This is a genomic window from Stenotrophomonas sp. STEN035, assembly GCF_056759935.1.
In genome coordinates, this window is the sequence record NZ_JBRRDY010000028.1 from 14,757 (window position 1) to 30,456 (window position 15,700).

Below are 15,700 nucleotides of genomic sequence, written 5' to 3' on the forward strand. Positions count from 1 at the left end.
TAGCGTCATGACGGGCCGTCAGTGGCTATTGAAGCGTTGGCGGCCCCGCTCTTTGCAGGCCCGCCAGCTGCTGGCTGCCTCGGTGGGTCTGGTGGCCTTCCTGGCCTTGGCCGGTTACGCGCTGGATGCGGCCTTCGGCCAGACCGCGCGTGACAACCTCAGCGAACGCCTGAAGAACTACGCCACCGCCTATGCCGGTGGCATCGATTTCACCCGTGATGGCTCGCTGTACATCCGCGAACAGCCACCGGATCCGCGTTTTGATTTTCCCGGCAGCGGTCTGTACCTGCAGGTCGTCATGCCCGGCCATGTAGCAAACTCGATGTCGGCCGAAGGCCCGATGCTGCCGGACGTGAGCGAGCGTACGCTCAAGCCGCGCGAGGAAGTGTTCGAAGGCCCCTTGCCCATCACCCAGATCGACGGCACGCCCGGCGAGGTCTATCGCTATGGCATGGGCCTGGTATGGGGCGGCGATGGCGCACCCGAATCCGAATTTCCGTACACCATCTATGTGCTTGAGGACTCGCGTGCGCTGGGCATGCAGTTGCGCAGCTTCCGTGCCGCGGTGTGGTTCTGGCTGGGCGTCACCGGCCTGATCCTGCTGTTGCTGCAGACGCTGGTGCTGCAATGGAGCCTGCGTCCACTCAAGCGCGTGATCAATGAACTGACCCGCGTGCAGCGCGGCGAGCGCGAGCGCATGAGCGAACTGCATCCGCGCGAGCTGGAACCGCTGACTGAAAGCATCAACGCCTTCATCGAAAGCGAACGCGAAAACCTCGAACGCCAGCGCAACACGCTGGCCGACCTGGCGCATAGCTTGAAAACCCCGCTGGCCGTGCTGCGTACACAGCTGGAAAGCGGTACCAGCAACGATGCCGAGCTGCGCGAAGAAGTAGGTGTGCAGCTGCAGCGCATGAACAACCTGGTGTCCTACCAGCTGGCACGTGCGGCATCGTCCGGGCACAAGCTGTTCTCCGCACCGGTGCCGATCGAAACCACCGCCGAAGAAATCGTGCGTGGGCTGGAAAAGGTCTACGCCGCCAAGGGTGTGTTCTGCGAGTTCGAGGTAACGCCGGGGGTGAACTTCTACGGCGAGCCGGGCGACCTGCAGGAACTGTTGGGCAACCTGCTGGAGAACGCCTTCAAGTGGGCCAACCGCCGCGTGCTGCTGACGGCCAAGCCGATCACCGCAGGTAACGGCAAGCGCGCTGGTTTGATACTGGCAGTCGATGATGATGGTCCGGGTATCGCCGAGGACAACATCGCCAAGGTGTTGCAGCGTGGCGTGCGGGGCGACGAGCGCGTGCAGGGCCACGGCATCGGTCTGTCGATCGTGCAGGACCTGATCAAGGCCTATCGCGGCGAACTGCAGGTCAAGCGTTCCGAAGAACTGGGCGGCGCCCGGTTTGAAGTGACCTTGCCGCCGGGTATCTGATTCCGCGCTGGATCATGGCTTCAGCAGGCCGCCTGCCTGTGCTCCGCGCTGTTTGCTTGAGGAGCCAAAGCCAAAGTCAGAATCCGACCCCTCCCCAACCCTCCCCTACGCACTTCGTGCGCAAGGGAGGGAGCAGAGCGCGTGCTTGGCTCCCTCCCTTTGGCGTAGCCAAGGGGAGGGTTGGGGAGGGGTTCGCTTTTGATCTTGCTCTTGCGCTACCGCTACCGCTACCGCTGCCCAGCTTCAACCGGCCCATAAAACCGCCGCAGATGCTCCGCCACGGCCGGCATAGTCTGCTCCAGCAGTTCCGGCGCGGAGAAGTGGTACTCGCTGACCACCGCGAAGAATTCCTCCGGCGCTTCCGCCGCATACGGATCAATCACGGTTTCTATATCCGCATCTACCTGCGCGCAGAACGCGTCATAGGCCTGCTGGAAATCCCGCGCCCATTGCCGCTGCCATTCGCGCGGCAGCGGCGGCGTGCCATCGATGGCGCCATCCAGTGCATCGATCTTGTGCGCCATCTCATGCACGGCCACACAGAAGCCGGCCTGCGGATCGGCGATGTCGCCCTGCACATCGGCCCACGACAGGATCAGCGGGCCGCTGCCCCAGGCCTCGCCGATCAGCTCGTCATCCCACTCATGCAGTACGCCGGCAGCATCGGTATGGCTATGGCGTACGCGGAACGCATCCGGATACACCACCAGCTCCGACCAACCGTGCAGGCCCTCGCGGCCAAACTCGATCAACGGCAGGCAACACAGGGCGGCCAGCAACATGCGCTGGCCCTCATCCAGTTCCAGCCCGGCAACCGGAGTGATGGTCTTGCGTTGCAGGAACAACTCCACCAGCGCCCGCAGCTTGCGCTCGCGTTCGGCGGACAATACGGACAGCCACAGACATTGCCGGCAGGTTTGCTGCCAGAGACCGTCATCAAGCGGAGGCGGTGTGCGCTGCCACCAGCGCAACAACGACTGGATCAGCGGAACATCCCGGGCAGCAGGCGATGCCAGCGAGGTGCACGCAGGCGCGGCAACAGATCATCGTCGCTGCCCCCACCGGCACGCGGGGTGGCGGTCTTGGCCGGCACTGGAGTCGCCGGCGGGGCGTTGGCGATGCTGACGGCCGCGGCCGGGGCGGCTACGCGCTCCACTTCGGCCGGCGCGTAGCTGCACGCACTTTGGCCAGCGCCGCCGAGCGCATCCGAAGCCTGCGCTGCAACTGGCGCCAGCAACAGGATCAGGCAATGAGCGAGGTGGCGCATCGTCAACATCCAAAGGCGGGCTAATTCCCGATTCTAGCCTGCTTTTTCTCCAGAAAAGGGGAGCGGTGCTGGGCGGCCCTCGGGGCATGCCGCATAATTTCCGGGTCTGTTGTGAGGGAACTGCCGTGGATGACCGCCAACTGCTGGCCAAGCTGGGTACCGGAGCGTTGTCCGGTGACGCGCTGGCGCGTGAGCTTGGGCTGACCCGGGCGGCTGTCTGGAAGCGTATTCAAGGGCTGCGCGCCGCTGGCGTGATGATCGAGGGTCGCGCTGGCGACGGTTATCGGCTGGCCCAGCCGGTGGAGTTGCTGGACCCGGCACAGATCCGCACCGGCCTGCCAGGGGCGGTATTGCCGCTGTTGTCCGAGCTGGAAATAGGCTGGACATTGAGCTCAACCAACACGGAATTGCTGCAGCGCAGCGCGCCTGAGCGCGGAACCGCTGTGCTGTTGGCCGAACGCCAGACCGGCGGCCGTGGTCGCCGTGGCCGCCATTGGGCCTCGCCGCTGGCTGCGCATGTCTATCTTTCACTGTCGCGCGGCTTTGGCGGCGGCCTGTCGCGGATGGGCGGGCTGAGCCTGGCGGTCGGGGTGGCGGTGGTCGAAGCCCTGCACGGGCTGGGTTTCCGCAACGCCGGCTTGAAATGGCCCAACGACGTGGTCGTGGACGGGCACAAGCTAGGCGGCCTTCTGGTGGAGGGCGGCGGCGAATTTGCCGGGCCGGCACGGGCGGTGATCGGGCTGGGCTTGAACGTGCGCATGCCGCAGGCCAGTGCCGCCGACATCACCCAACCGTGGACCGATCTGGATACGCTGGCCGGTGTCGAGGTGTCGCGTAATACCGTGGTGGCGGCTTTGCTGGCGTCCCTGCTGCCCGCGCTGGAACAATTCGAGCAGCACGGTCTGGCCCCGTTCCTGCCGCGCTATGCGGGCATGGACGTGCTGCAGGGCCGCGCGGTGCGGGTGGAAGAGGCCGGCGTGCTGCACGATGGCCTGGCCTGCGGGCTGGCCGAGGACGGCGCATTGCGGGTGAATATTGATGGGCGGGAAACCTGTTTCCATGCCGGCGAAGTCAGCGTGAGGGCGGCATGAGCGATTGGTTGTTTGATCTGGGCAATTCGCGTTTCAAATTTGCGCCGCTGCATGGCAATCGCGCCGGCAGCGTGCAGGCCTGGGCGCATGGCGCCGAGGCGATCACCGCCAGTGCGTTGGAAGCCCTGCCGCAAGGCGATACCGCATGGGTGGCCAGCGTTGCCTCGGCTGCGTTGACCGAAGAAGTCATGCAGATTCTGCAGGCCCGCTTCACCACGGTGCAGGTGGCAAAAACCCTGCCGCAGTGTGCGGGCGTAACCGTGGCCTACGCACGCCCGGAGAAGTTCGGCGTGGATCGCTTCCTCGGCTTGCTGGCGGTTGCGCCAGCGCAGAAATCGGTGCTGGTGGTCGGCGTGGGCACCGCTCTTACCATCGACCTGATCGATGCTGATGGCCTGCACCGTGGCGGCCGCATCGGCGCTTCGCCAACGGTGATGCGCGAAGCCTTGCATGCGCGCGCTGTGCAGTTGCCCCCCACTGGCGGCGACTACGCCGAATTCGCCAACGACACTGCTGACGCGCTGGCTTCCGGCTGCGATGGCGCGGCGGTGGCATTGGTCGAACGCAGCCTGCGCCAGGCGCAGCTGTTGCTCGGCAGCGAACCGGCACTTGTAGTGCATGGCGGCGGCGCATTGCCGTTGCTGCCGTTGCTGCCTGATGCCGACTACCGGCCGGCACTGGTGCTGGATGGTCTGGCGCGCTGGGCAGTTCACCACGGCGCGTGCGCCCGGTAGGATCACCGCATGCTGACCCGTCTCCTTATCGTCCTGCTGGCCATCCTCAATGTTGGTGTCGCGCTGTGGTGGATGGCGCCGCGCGCCGAACCGGTCGTCGCTGCGCCACGGACCGAGCCCGGCGTCGCCAGTCTGGAAGTGCTGCCGTCACCGGCGCCGAGCAATGCCAATCCCGTTGCCCCGGCTGCCGCTGAAACTGCTGTTGCTTCGGCAACGGATGCTGCCTCGCTCGCGGTGGCGCCTGCGGTAGCTGCTACAGAAGCCAAGCCGGCCGAGCTGCCGCCAGTTGCCACTGCAGCGGTCGAAGCCAAACCCGACGAGGCCAAGCCGGCCGAAGTAAAGCCGCCAGCCGTCGTGCAATGCGCCAGTCTTGGTCCCTACGCCACACAGGCGCAGGCGCAGGCGGCATTGACCGCACTGGGTGCTGATGCCGCACGCCCGCGTCTGCGCGAAGTGCCCGGCAAGGCCGCCAACAGCTATCGGGTACTGATTGCCCCGGCCGCCTCGCGTGAGGAAGCCCAGGCCACCGTCAAGCGCATCGTCGAGGCCGGCTTCAGCGATTACTTCATCGTCTCCCAGGGCGAGGAGGCCAATGCCGTCGCATTGGGCCAGTACCGCAACCGCGAAGGCGCCGAGCGCCGCCTGGCCACCCTCACCGCAGCCGGTTTCCCGGCCAAACTGGCCGCCAGCGGCACCGAAATCGCCCCCAGCTGGTGGGTGGACACCGCCACCGCCGGCGCCGCGACCCCGGCCAGCTTGAAGCAGCGTGCAGCTGCCGCCCAACAACAGTCGTTGGATTGCGCGCGTCTGCGGTAGAATGGCGCGCCCCGCCACGGCGGGGATCGGGAAGCACCGGTCTTGACCAGCTTTCCTCTGGTTGCAGCGCTACCATCGCGCAACCGCAGCACGTCACACGCCTTGCCGCTTTAGCTCAGTTGGTAGAGCAACTGTCTTGTAAACAGTAGGTCATCCGTTCGATTCGGATAAGCGGCACCATCGCCTGATCCTATGGCGTCCAGGTAAGTCCAGAATTCATACTAAGCCCGCAGAAATGCGGGCTTTTTTGTGCGCTTTGGTCCGAGCTTGTCCACGTACATCCAGCGACGCTGGGGGTACAAGTGGGGGTACATTTCGGAAAATGGAGTTCAGCAAGGAGGATGTACCCCCAATGGGTGCTAAACAATTGACAGATATGGCCGCGCGTAACGCGAAGGCGAAGGACAAGCCTTACAAGTTGGCAGCAGGAGCAGGTCTCTACCTGCACGTGATGCCCAATGGTGCGAGGTACTGGCGGATGAAGTACCGCTGGGATGGTAAGGAGAAACTACTCGCGATCGGGGTCTACCCCGAGGTCTCGCTCAAGGAAGCCGGTGAGGCCCGGGATCAGGCGAGAGCCAGGCTTCGCGCTGGGCATGACCCCTCCGAGCACAAGCAACTGAGCAAGCTCACGTCCAAGTTGTCAGTGGATACCAGCTTCCAAGCGATAGCCATGGAATGGCTTGAGTCACGGGGAGACTTGGCGCAGTCAACGCGGGAGAAGGCGGCATGGATGCTGGAGACCTATGCCTTCCCTTGGCTAGGTAAGCGGCAGATCCATGAGATCAGCACCGCTGAGGTGTTGGCAGTCCTGCGTAGGTTGGAGGTTCAGGAGAAGATCGAGTCCACGCAGCGCCTTCGCCAAATCTGCGGGCAGGTATTTCGCTACGCGGTGGCCACCGGAAGGTTAGATCGTGACCCAACCAGCGCTCTTCGTGGTGCTCTGAAGACAGCGAAGAACAGGCACTACGCTTCAATAACCGATCCAGCGAAGGTCGGTGAGCTGATGCGAGCAATTGATGGGTACACGGGGCAGCTCGTCACGCAGTGTGCGCTCCGCTTTGCTCCCCTGGTCTTCACTCGTCCTGGTGAGCTGCGGAAGGCGGAATGGGAGGAGTTCGATCTTGCTGCGAAGCAATGGAACATCCCTGCGACGAAAATGAAGATGGGCGTAGCTCACGTTGTTCCGCTATCCAAGCAGGCAGTTGCAGTACTTGAGGAACTACGACCGGTCACGGGAAATGGACGTTACGTGTTTCCGTCCGTTCGGAGTTCAAGGGATCCAATGAGCGAGAACACAGTCAATGCCGCACTTCGTCGCTTGGGATACGGAACGGACGACATGACTGGGCATGGCTTCAGGAGCATGGCCTCCACTCTGCTCCATGAGATGGGTTGGACATCAGATGCGATCGAAAGACAGCTTGCTCACTCTGAAAGAAATCCTATCAAGGCTGCCTACAATCGGGCGGAGCACTTGCCTGAGCGCAGGAAGATGATGCAGGCGTGGGCAGACTACTTGGATAAGTTGAAGGAGAAAGGTCAGTCGCACCTAAAGTTGGTGGGCTGACTTTCCGCTTTTATGTCCTTGATTGCCCTGCGCGGCTGCTGTCGCGCAGGGCGTTATCGACCCAAAGCGGATACTCGATCCTTCTAACAGTCTGCCTGCGCGAATAGCGCGCCAGCTTTGGGCTCGATAACCTGTACCACGTCGATGTCTGCATTGAATCGCGCCGGCTGGCCGAGCCGTTTCGTTCGCTAGGCGGCTGGCTCGGTCGGTGCAGGTGCTCCCACGGGCGGTGCAGATGGACGGCGAAACTGCTCGAGGAACCAACTCGGCAGTGGATGTCGGAACACCCGCGCCGAAAGTGCCAGGACTACCGCTTGGTTACGTGCAACGCAGGTGACGTCACCGGGGGCAGCAGCTCCCGGCGGTAAGGCGACCGCTGCAGCCGCTTCGGCAGCACACGTCGCACCGAGCGCGCGGAGTCCTCGCGATACGCCAGGTAAGCCATCCGGTCGACGCGCGGCGATCTGGTCGATCTCGGCCTTCGGAAACCAACGCTCAAGCGTGGCTTCGGGCATGAGCGGTCTCAGGGTCTCGCGCAGGCTGTGCAGTGCGACTTCGTTATCGACGAAAGCGACGATCGCAGCCAGCATTGGTACAAGGGTGCTAGTTCGGCAGACCTCACCGGACTCAACATCGCCGGCCCGCAGAGCGATCGCGTCCTCCACCAAGTCGGTGGTAACGGGGAGGAGGCGCCCGTCGCGTGCGGCCAGCACCAATCGATGCGCCACATCCATGACCAACGAGTCCATGCTCGCGAAGTCGCCCTCGGACATCAGGCCCGCCAACGCGAGAGATAGGTCGATGGCTTGGCCATCCAATGCGGGAAGGCGCGCACCCTGATGGGCGTTGAGTAGCGCTACCAGGCGCTCATGCGCCGCGGTGCGGCCGGCCTGCGACTCTGACGAGTGTGGTGGGATCAGCAGGAGCAAGCCCAGCCTACCCGCCTCGTCGAGGACCAACCGGTTGTAGAGCACCTCGTGCCCTGCGTAGCTCATGACTGCATAGGGGTCTTGCAGCTGTGGCCAGACCTTGTCGGAGTACCGCCCCATCGCCACCCAGAGACGTACCTTGAAACCTTCGAATCGAGTCAAGAACTCCGCATTAGAGTCGAGCCCGGCCCCGACCGCCTCTGACCAAATCTTCAGCAGCAGGTACTCGCCGCCGGCGACACTGGGCTTGAGGTTGGACTCGGATTGCCCCCATATGTCGAAAACGGCCCAGCCCATTTCGACCGCAGCGCAGCGCTTAAGGAACGCGCGGCGTCTTGTCGCCGAATTACCAGCTGAACTGCCATCGAATACGTCGTCAACGAACCGGCGGAAACTACGCTCGGCGGCATGGCTATCGTCCAGCGTCGCGATGGCGGCACGCAGGTGATCGCGCCCGGCCTTCAGCAGAAGCGACTCATCGAGCAGGTGCGCTTCTATCAGGGTGGCGAGCTGATCAATGCCCCAGAACTCGAGTGAACACCCCGCCTGTGTCGCAACCTCGTCGCTCAGCACTTTGAAGCCAGCCTGCGCGGCCTGCTTCCATTCGCCATTGGACAACACGATCAACCGTTTGCGCCCGCCGCGCAGATTGGCCGGTAAGCGGTTTTGCACATACTCCGTAGACGCCTCGCGCACGGACGGTTGGATGGACTGCGCACCGGCGTACAAATCCTCACGACCGATGTCGCCGAACTTAATGACGAACAAGAATGCTTCTTCCGGGCCGTCCGGTGCTGCTAGGCTCGAGAGCACGTCAACGCCGCCTTGTGGCACGCCGACCTGCGCTCGGCTAAGTACGTTGTGACCCATAGCGACTAGCAATTCCGGCAACAGCGCATCTAGCTCGTTGCGCTCGCGCAGCGTGGCCAGGTAATGGGTCAGCACCAAACGGATACTCATGGCGCCTGTCCCCGCAGAAGCTTCCTGCGAAGGAACAGCAGCCTCAGGGGATCAGTCATCGCTAGGAACGGCAACTCCGTCGCTAACTCATGCTCCTGCATCGCAAGCGACTGCTCGGCAGTTGCGCCACCCGCATCGAACTCGAGCGAGACCTCGGAGGCGTACTTAAAGTGTGAGAGCTTCATGAACTGCATGAGCACTGAGGCTTCCTCGGCTTGCCGGTGAATGTCTCGCTGCTCGCGCAATCGATGTCGACGCAGAACTTCCTGATCATCTACCGACAGCATAAGCTCTTTCAGCCGAGGAGCCGCCACGCGCGCAGCGTAAGCCGCAGCCATCGCCAGACGAATCTCCTCCAACACGGGATAGCGGGCGACAAGGCCCGGGTCTAGGCTCTCCAGCAGTCGTCTGGTCGTTCCGGGGTACTGTTGTGCCTCATGACTCAACAGCGCGACTAGCCGTTCTCCATTCGGGTCCACGTCGGCCTGGAAGCAAGCAACGATCCAGCCCAGTACAACAGCCGGGGCCGCATCGAAGGCGGCCAAGCGATATCCCACCAGTACTGCGTCCGCAGCTTCTAGACGTGCTGGCTCGAAGGCAACCAACTGTTCACCCGCTAAATTGGAGATGTTCATCTCCTGCAACAGGGGACGCACCGCGTCCATTTGCGTCGCGGTGATCAGCCAATCCCCCAAGGCGGCGCTGGTAAGTGCCGGAGATTGCGCGATCGACTGAATGCAGTGGGTGAACTCAAACGACTCCGGAGTCGCCGCGAGCGCGGCGATCTCGGCTAGAACCGACCGCAATGCTGCCGCGTCGTTTTCGGCAGCGGCAAGGCGTGCAAACAGGTCGTCGGATCGACTGGACATGGGATGGCCGGTGACATGAGGGATAGCGCGAGCCGTCATTCGCAACGTGCTGTGCGAACTCTAGCAGCGCTTCAGGCCAAACGGCGTGGCCCAGGCTCGGAAAACTGTCATGACCGTTCCCTCGTTAAAGGAAGCGATGCTTCTGCTTTCAGTCTAGGAAGTTCGGCGCGATGCGACCCAACAGTCGTTCGATGTCTACGGAAGATTGGAGGATGTGGTCTGCTGATAGGCATCCGCCTCTGGCCAAAAATTCTTTGATTATGCATTTTGTTGCGACTGAGTTTTCCCGGCGACCGAACGTCGAATAGCGCATTGGAATTATTAACCGGAAAATTTTTGAGCTAATCCCCCGCGACCTGCCAGAACGCCGAAACGACTTCTTTCCTGAAGGCGTCGAGATCCTGGGCGAGCTTGTCCCGTGGCAGGAAGGCGACCATCAGCGAAGCGAATGCTACGATCAGTGCGAGAACTGTCAGCCATTCCATACGGCGTTGGGCTTTGATGCTCTCGCGGACGCTGAGGACTGCAGATACTTGCTCGAAATGCTCACGAATCGAAACCTCGTCCTCCGTTAGCCGATTCGCCAGATAATTGACTCCGCCTCGAATTTCCTCAGTCAATTCTCGCGGCTTGTCCCCGTCCCTCCAGCCTGGTGTGGTGAATGATGGGCAATCGTGATTGTACCAACCAGCATCTTTGGACTTCCGAGCAAGCTCCCTTGCGATTGCAGGTGACCCCAGTGTTCGATCGAAGAATTGACTGATTTCGTGCAGCGAACGCTCGACGCTACGTCGACCTGATCGTGCTTTCTTTAGATTCTCTCGCGTGACGTTGATGTCACGTGATTGCTCCTTCAGATATTCGAGCGTCGATGCATGGATGAGAAATCCGCGAAGTTTCTCGTGGCACACATAGCGAAAGGCATTCATGGTCTTACCCCCGTAGAATTTCATCTTCTCCTCTGGGTAGGCCGCAACATCTAAGGCAGTCAGGATATGCAGCCCTTCCTCTTCCTCCCTGAATCGGCTCATCGAGAGCTGAAGCTCAGGCATATCCTTGTAGGCCCATGTTTCATGCCGAGAAACGTTGGCCTATGCCCAGCGCCACCCAAGAAATCCGTTGCGTGGGGAATGCTCTGGTTCATGGAAAATTGGGCCGTTCTGGGACGTCAGCAATTCCATTGTTGGAAACTTTTCGGGGCGATTCAATCCACTGAAGAACCCCGGAATGTTTTGGCCGAACCAGTGCCCGACCATGCGGCGAAGGTCTCTCCGCGCTACCTCGATGGCTTCCCGCTTCTGGTTCTCCGGGCCTATGGATTCGATTGATCGGCGAGACCGAAAACTGCGCCGAAGATAGGTCGTGTGATCCTGGTTGAGCTCCGACGCATAGCGAAGAGTCAAGGACTCACCTAACTCGAATCCCACGAGCATCGCAGTGAGGGACGAGGTGATCTGATGGACACTAACCGTCAACGATTCCACACCCGCCGGCAGCGTTGCGAAGTTGTGGATCAATGGTGCGTTGCCACGTCGCTCTTTTCCTAGCACCGGCCCCACGTTCAACCAGGCCTCTGCGCCAATGGAGCGTCTCTCGCGGACCCACCTCAGCACGCTGTCCTTCTCGTTCCAGGCAGCCACGCCTTTCCAGCCAAGCTTCTCCAGTCCGCTATACAGGCCTTCTACTTCCGCCGCCCCATAGAGTTCGACGCCCCAGATCATGTTTACCCGGAGTTCCAACTCGAGTGGCACGCGGAGGCGTTCGTTCTCCTTCCGGTCGTGCTCGCGCTCGTACTCACGATCCATCCGATATGGACCGGGGATCAGATTAGGCAGGAGCCAGTGGGCTTGCCAGTGCAGTTTTCGCAACCACTTCCGCTGGGGTGACTCCTTGGATGGGAGAGGCTCCGGCGGGTTATTCGTAGTGTCGTTCTTGGACAAGAGATTAGGTTGTTCGGATTCTGTCGGGGTGGCCATATTCGACGGACTAGCTCGGGCGAAAGGGGACAAACTACCTTGACACGATGCCCTATCAGTATCCGAGACGCTCCTGGAGCAGGCAAGCCGGGACTATTGAGCTATGGCCCGCCAACTGCACCGTAGCCATCATTTCCCGGAACCGTGCATCAATGGCAGGAATTGGCGATTGGACCTGACGGCGTCCGTAACGAATCTGAAAAGATCTAAAGAGAGACCCTATGGTCGCGGCCCGCCGATGTTCAGAGTTCCGCGCTAAGCTCGTTGAACAGTTAGGCCACGAAGGGCCGCTTCTGGCCGCAGGGCGTTATGCGACCCAAAGCGGATATCTTATGTCTCGGATTCTCCATCGAGTGGAAAGGCAGAATGGAGTTCCGCCATCAGCAATGGACCGGTCAATGGCCTGACAGAAATGTCGCGCTTTGGCACGAACTTGGCTAGTGGCTGTTGCAGAGATGCGCAGAGTCTGACCTGAGTTCTACACCGATCACGAGCAATCCAGTGTGCTGAAGTAGTCTCGATAAGCTGCGCCGATACCCTTGGGAATCAGTGCGCAGTTCTCGATCAAAGCGAGAAGCTTCGGGTACATCAGTAGCGGTGAATTCTCCGACCGAGACCAAGTCTTGTGGGTCACCACATTACGGTGGGTGTCGCCGAATACAGGTTCTTCCAGATTAGGGCAGAACGCGATGGGTGGCGCTTTTCTTTAAGCTGTGCATTGATGTAGTCCATATCTGCAACATTCCTGAAGCATCTAGTCGCGAGATTATTGAGAGGCATCTCTTCTTCACGGCTAAGTACGCTGGAGGGAATGGTCGATTTGCTTTTCATCTCGATCAATATCTTCACTGAATTGGGGCTTCTTGGCGCCATTGGCAACGCGGCGCTAAAGAATCGTTCAGCTCCTGCGCAGATCTTCTGAGCGCGAGGCATACCAGCGAATGCACTGCTCCGCGGCAATTCTCGCGCATGCAACTAAGCCTGGAAGTTGTTCAGGCGGGCACTCCTTGCCAGTGGTACGAAAGTTTGCCTTGGCATGAGCAAGTTGATTCCTGGAGGCAGACAGTGCAGACGCTAGCTCAACAAGCGCCTGCTTGCGCTGTTCTGCGGAGCTGGACGGCGCGATCTTAGAAAAGGCGCGAAGGAACGGCGGGGCATGTGCTTTCATAGGTAGTGGGTCGCAGCAACGTTCTATCGACAAGCGCAAAGCCTCAGCATCGCGACTGAAGACCCTATTCTCTTCGAAGAGGACGAGTAGCCCATCCATGAACTCTGCATCTGGATTGAGAGCATTTTTTGTCAGTAAGCGCTTGCGAAGATCTTCGTACTGTTTCTCCCGCACCACCGTGGCCGAAACGTACTCGATGCACTTGACGTACGCGAGAAGTGCAGCTTGGCCGCCGGGTGATCCATTCACAACATTAAACTCGGAGAGAACTGCCGGAAGTCCGGGGCCTCTGAGCAGGGGCCTCATGTTTCGTGCACGCTGAACCAAGTCGCTGATCTCTTCATCCTCGGGATAATCAGAGTCGAAGTCGACAGGACGAGGGGCTTCAAAAAATTCCAAGCCAAGAGTCACGTTTAGCTCAAACAAGTAAGCTTGGATTAGGGAATTTGCTTCTTCTGCAGTCGCTCCATGCGGGTGATGCACTTCGATATAGGACTCTTCCCATCCTATTGGGGGGTTGTGCTTGTCATAGAAATGATCTTTAACAACGACAGCGGCACCGAAGTGAGGGGAGGATGACAACAGCGAGATTGAGGCCGGACGTCCAGCAATCTCGCCAACAATCTTCCCGGCATCATTCTCCAACGACTCGATCCCACTGACGAACCCTTCTGATCGCATGTCCCAAGACTTCATCCTGAGCACTGTTCGGTGAGTTGAGTGGTAGGTCAGGCCGTCGCAGGCGGTTGTGCGATCGGTTACCTCGATTGATAGGTCTATCAACGTCTGGATGGTAAGGTTGGCGTGTTCTTCTGATCGCGGGAAATGCAGCGCCACCTCGGTTTCCCAAGAGAACGTAGCGCTTTCTTCCAAGTCGAGATCTAGATCTGAGTCCAATTCGGTTCCTTCCCAATTGATTCCGAAGGAGGTGCCCAGCCTGACAATTGCGTCCCGCAATGCAGTTTCGAGTTCTGGAGGGTCAAATCTCAGCATGGGGTAGCGTCACCACGTTTGGGGTCTTTATAGCAAGCACATCAAGCCATGTGGAGGAGGTGGCGTGATTGGGTACTTGGCCGCAACTTTGGCGCTTTATGGCGCTCAGCCAGCTCAGAGCTACGTGCCTGAGGAGACCAAATTTCTTCGCTCTGCCTTGTCGATTTTAGGTTCGTCAGAGTAAAGCAACAAGATGTTTTGGGCTCAGCATCGCCCGCGCGCAATATACGGTGTAAGAGTGGGGTTCGAGCGGTAGCTCTCATTGACTTGCCCCTGTCTTGCTAGACATTGAAGTGTCGCTTCTGGCCGTAAGGCGTTCTACAACCAAATGTGGCAATTCGATGCACGAGAAAACCTTGGGCGCTAAATGCAATCTACAATTTCACTCAGGTTTGCCTCGCAATTTTCTGCATTTCAGTGACAAATCTTAGTAGTTTCTCTGCCCCTTCAATGTCACTCAACTTGTCAGAGGGTGCGTGGCTGGACTTTCCTTGCGGCCTTAGAGGATTAGTATGAATCTCTGCCAGTACAGTGCGAATGTAATGTGAGTGATCACTTTCTGCGTCATTGTCTCGCGACATCTGTTCGGAGAAGCCGACAATTGATTTCGAAAGGACACTCTTATAGGCATATTCTTCGGATATATTAGATAGCTTCACGTACTGGTGCGCGCAGAACCATGCGCCAGCGATTAGGATTGGTATGAGTGACACCCTTCCGGCGACTACTGCAACGGTTACGCTAGTATCCCAGGTGATCCACACTCCCAATGCAATGGCAGCTGCAACCAAGATGCCGGCAGCAATTATCCACTTGCTTCTAAGTGAGTCAGCTTTTGTCTCATTGTAACGCTCAATAAATGCGGCACTGATGCCCTCCGCGGTCTTGTACGATAGTGCCGTTCTTGCCGATTCGATAATTCTATTGGCTTCGGCCTCAATTGCATCCATAGACAACTGATGTTGCTCCATTGTCGTTGTGAATGTCGCGGTCTTAACCTCTTGATCCAATAGTTGAGATTCTCGGGTGGCTATTTTCTTGAAGAATTCATCAATTAGGTCGCGACTATTTTCTGAGCTTCCCTTGTACTCCTCCGCTGCGATTGAGGCAGATGCTGCGGTTTGCTTCAATCTCTCAATTTCATTTGCGTTTGCTTGCGAAGCAGTAACCAAATCAGCCATTGCTGCGCGTGCCTCATCGATGGCACCCAACCGCTCAGAAGAATCATTCAGCCTTTTGGAAATTTCCGACGATAGTTCCAAGATTTTCTGCTGATCGTCTGAAATTGTTTTGCGCTCTTCTTTTATAGCTGCAACTTGCCTGTGCAACTCGTCCACCGCCCTTTCCAGTTGCTGTCTAGTCTCCGATGAACTGCGGAGGTTGAAAGGGCGAAGAATTATTTTAAGTTCTTGCAATACGGTAGCGATTGACTGCAGCTGCTCTTCTATCAGTGCAGTCGTTAAAACGTTCAAATTTGACGCTATTGCGCGCCTTTCGCTTGGGATCGTCACCTTCAGAAATCGCTCGGGCTTTTCGACTTGCCCTCGAATATCTGAAGCCAGAGCGCGCGCCCCTGTGATCAGGGACTTCGCGGTGAACTCCTGCTCTTCGCCAAAGTTCTGCCCTCGAAATTTAGAGAGATCGATGGCATCAATGTTTTGCTCAACGGCTGTCAAAGCTGCTTGTATTTCTAAAATTGTCTGCGACGTCATTCCCTTGATTCCTCAGCTTCTGATCTTCTTTTGGAGTCTCTCAGTCGCCTTCATGCGGGTCAATGGGGGTGTGGCTAGGACTAGATAGTCTTGGTTCTTTAATTTCCACTAGGCTGGCAATCTGATCAATGGCAGCGCGACTCTTACGATGGCGATCACATCCCTTATTGCGAGATAAGC

General features: G+C 59.2%; 13 protein-coding genes and 1 tRNA gene. 6 read left to right on the plus strand and 8 right to left on the minus strand.

Annotated elements, in window-relative coordinates; all coding sequences use genetic code 11:
- Positions 1-7 precede the first annotated feature (7 nt).
- Positions 8-1,435, plus strand: a complete 1,428-nt coding sequence (locus ACVOLL_RS14860; protein WP_481513598.1) for an ATP-binding protein — start codon at positions 8-10, stop codon at positions 1,433-1,435.
- Between the two features lie 227 nt (positions 1,436-1,662).
- Here ACVOLL_RS14860 and ACVOLL_RS14865 read toward each other — a convergent pair whose 3' ends face one another.
- Positions 1,663-2,451 (minus strand): M90 family metallopeptidase, encoded by a 789-nt coding sequence (locus ACVOLL_RS14865; protein ID WP_481513628.1) that lies wholly within the window; start codon positions 2,449-2,451, stop codon positions 1,663-1,665.
- On the minus strand, positions 2,418-2,702 hold the full coding sequence (locus tag ACVOLL_RS14870; RefSeq protein ID WP_481507829.1) for a hypothetical protein: 285 nt from the start codon (positions 2,700-2,702) through the stop codon (positions 2,418-2,420). Before ACVOLL_RS14870 ends, ACVOLL_RS14865 begins: the two co-directional genes overlap by 34 nt.
- A gap of 125 nt (positions 2,703-2,827) precedes the next feature.
- Between ACVOLL_RS14870 and birA the strand changes: the two genes are divergently transcribed.
- From birA to ACVOLL_RS14895, 5 genes are all read left to right on the plus strand, one after another.
- Positions 2,828-3,793: a bifunctional biotin--[acetyl-CoA-carboxylase] ligase/biotin operon repressor BirA gene (gene birA, locus ACVOLL_RS14875; protein ID WP_481513599.1), complete on the plus strand. Its 966-nt coding sequence runs from the start codon at positions 2,828-2,830 to the stop codon at positions 3,791-3,793.
- On the plus strand, positions 3,790-4,527 hold the full coding sequence (locus tag ACVOLL_RS14880; RefSeq protein ID WP_481513600.1) for a type III pantothenate kinase: 738 nt from the start codon (positions 3,790-3,792) through the stop codon (positions 4,525-4,527). Before birA ends, ACVOLL_RS14880 begins: the two co-directional genes overlap by 4 nt.
- A 9-nt stretch (positions 4,528-4,536) precedes the next feature.
- Positions 4,537-5,343, plus strand: a complete 807-nt coding sequence (locus ACVOLL_RS14885) for an SPOR domain-containing protein (RefSeq protein WP_481513601.1) — start codon at positions 4,537-4,539, stop codon at positions 5,341-5,343.
- Positions 5,344-5,447: 104 nt separating this feature from the next.
- Positions 5,448-5,523 (plus strand) — tRNA-Thr (locus tag ACVOLL_RS14890).
- A 172-nt stretch (positions 5,524-5,695) separates the two neighbouring features.
- On the plus strand, positions 5,696-6,913 hold the full coding sequence (locus ACVOLL_RS14895; RefSeq protein WP_481513602.1) for a tyrosine-type recombinase/integrase: 1,218 nt from the start codon (positions 5,696-5,698) through the stop codon (positions 6,911-6,913).
- Between the two features lie 188 nt (positions 6,914-7,101).
- Here ACVOLL_RS14895 and ACVOLL_RS14900 read toward each other — a convergent pair whose 3' ends face one another.
- The 6 genes from ACVOLL_RS14900 to ACVOLL_RS14925 form a co-directional block, all read right to left on the minus strand.
- On the minus strand, positions 7,102-8,802 hold the full coding sequence (locus tag ACVOLL_RS14900; protein ID WP_481513603.1) for a hypothetical protein: 1,701 nt from the start codon (positions 8,800-8,802) through the stop codon (positions 7,102-7,104).
- Positions 8,799-9,671: a hypothetical protein gene (locus ACVOLL_RS14905; protein ID WP_481513604.1), complete on the minus strand. Its 873-nt coding sequence runs from the start codon at positions 9,669-9,671 to the stop codon at positions 8,799-8,801. Before ACVOLL_RS14905 ends, ACVOLL_RS14900 begins: the two co-directional genes overlap by 4 nt.
- A gap of 341 nt (positions 9,672-10,012) precedes the next feature.
- On the minus strand, positions 10,013-10,702 hold the full coding sequence (locus ACVOLL_RS14910; RefSeq protein ID WP_481513605.1) for a hypothetical protein: 690 nt from the start codon (positions 10,700-10,702) through the stop codon (positions 10,013-10,015).
- A gap of 60 nt (positions 10,703-10,762) precedes the next feature.
- Positions 10,763-11,476, minus strand: coding sequence for a hypothetical protein (locus tag ACVOLL_RS14915; protein WP_481513606.1), 714 nt, complete (start codon positions 11,474-11,476; stop codon positions 10,763-10,765).
- 1,069 nt (positions 11,477-12,545) lie between these two features.
- A complete protein-coding gene (locus ACVOLL_RS14920; RefSeq protein ID WP_481513607.1) occupies positions 12,546-13,808 on the minus strand; it encodes a hypothetical protein in 1,263 nt (420 codons plus the stop codon).
- A gap of 386 nt (positions 13,809-14,194) precedes the next feature.
- Positions 14,195-15,520: a hypothetical protein gene (locus tag ACVOLL_RS14925; protein WP_481513608.1), complete on the minus strand. Its 1,326-nt coding sequence runs from the start codon at positions 15,518-15,520 to the stop codon at positions 14,195-14,197.
- Positions 15,521-15,700 lie beyond the last annotated feature (180 nt).

Bases quoted from the DNA above. Each gene is read 5' to 3' on its own strand.
- ACVOLL_RS14905 (WP_481513604.1), bottom strand. From the start codon at position 9,671: ATGTCCAGTCGATCCGACGACCTGTTTGCACGCCTTGCCGCTGCCGAA.
- ACVOLL_RS14880 (WP_481513600.1), top strand. From the start codon at position 3,790: ATGAGCGATTGGTTGTTTGATCTGGGCAATTCGCGTTTCAAATTTGCG.
- ACVOLL_RS14860 (WP_481513598.1), top strand. From the start codon at position 8: ATGACGGGCCGTCAGTGGCTATTGAAGCGTTGGCGGCCCCGCTCTTTG.
- ACVOLL_RS14895 (WP_481513602.1), top strand. From the start codon at position 5,696: ATGGGTGCTAAACAATTGACAGATATGGCCGCGCGTAACGCGAAGGCG.
- ACVOLL_RS14900 (WP_481513603.1), bottom strand. From the start codon at position 8,802: ATGAGTATCCGTTTGGTGCTGACCCATTACCTGGCCACGCTGCGCGAG.
- ACVOLL_RS14910 (WP_481513605.1), bottom strand. From the start codon at position 10,702: ATGAGCCGATTCAGGGAGGAAGAGGAAGGGCTGCATATCCTGACTGCC.
- ACVOLL_RS14885 (WP_481513601.1), top strand. From the start codon at position 4,537: ATGCTGACCCGTCTCCTTATCGTCCTGCTGGCCATCCTCAATGTTGGT.
- ACVOLL_RS14870 (WP_481507829.1), bottom strand. From the start codon at position 2,702: ATGCGCCACCTCGCTCATTGCCTGATCCTGTTGCTGGCGCCAGTTGCA.
- ACVOLL_RS14915 (WP_481513606.1), bottom strand. From the start codon at position 11,476: ATGGATCGTGAGTACGAGCGCGAGCACGACCGGAAGGAGAACGAACGC.
- ACVOLL_RS14920 (WP_481513607.1), bottom strand. From the start codon at position 13,808: ATGCTGAGATTTGACCCTCCAGAACTCGAAACTGCATTGCGGGACGCA.
- ACVOLL_RS14925 (WP_481513608.1), bottom strand. From the start codon at position 15,520: ATGACGTCGCAGACAATTTTAGAAATACAAGCAGCTTTGACAGCCGTT.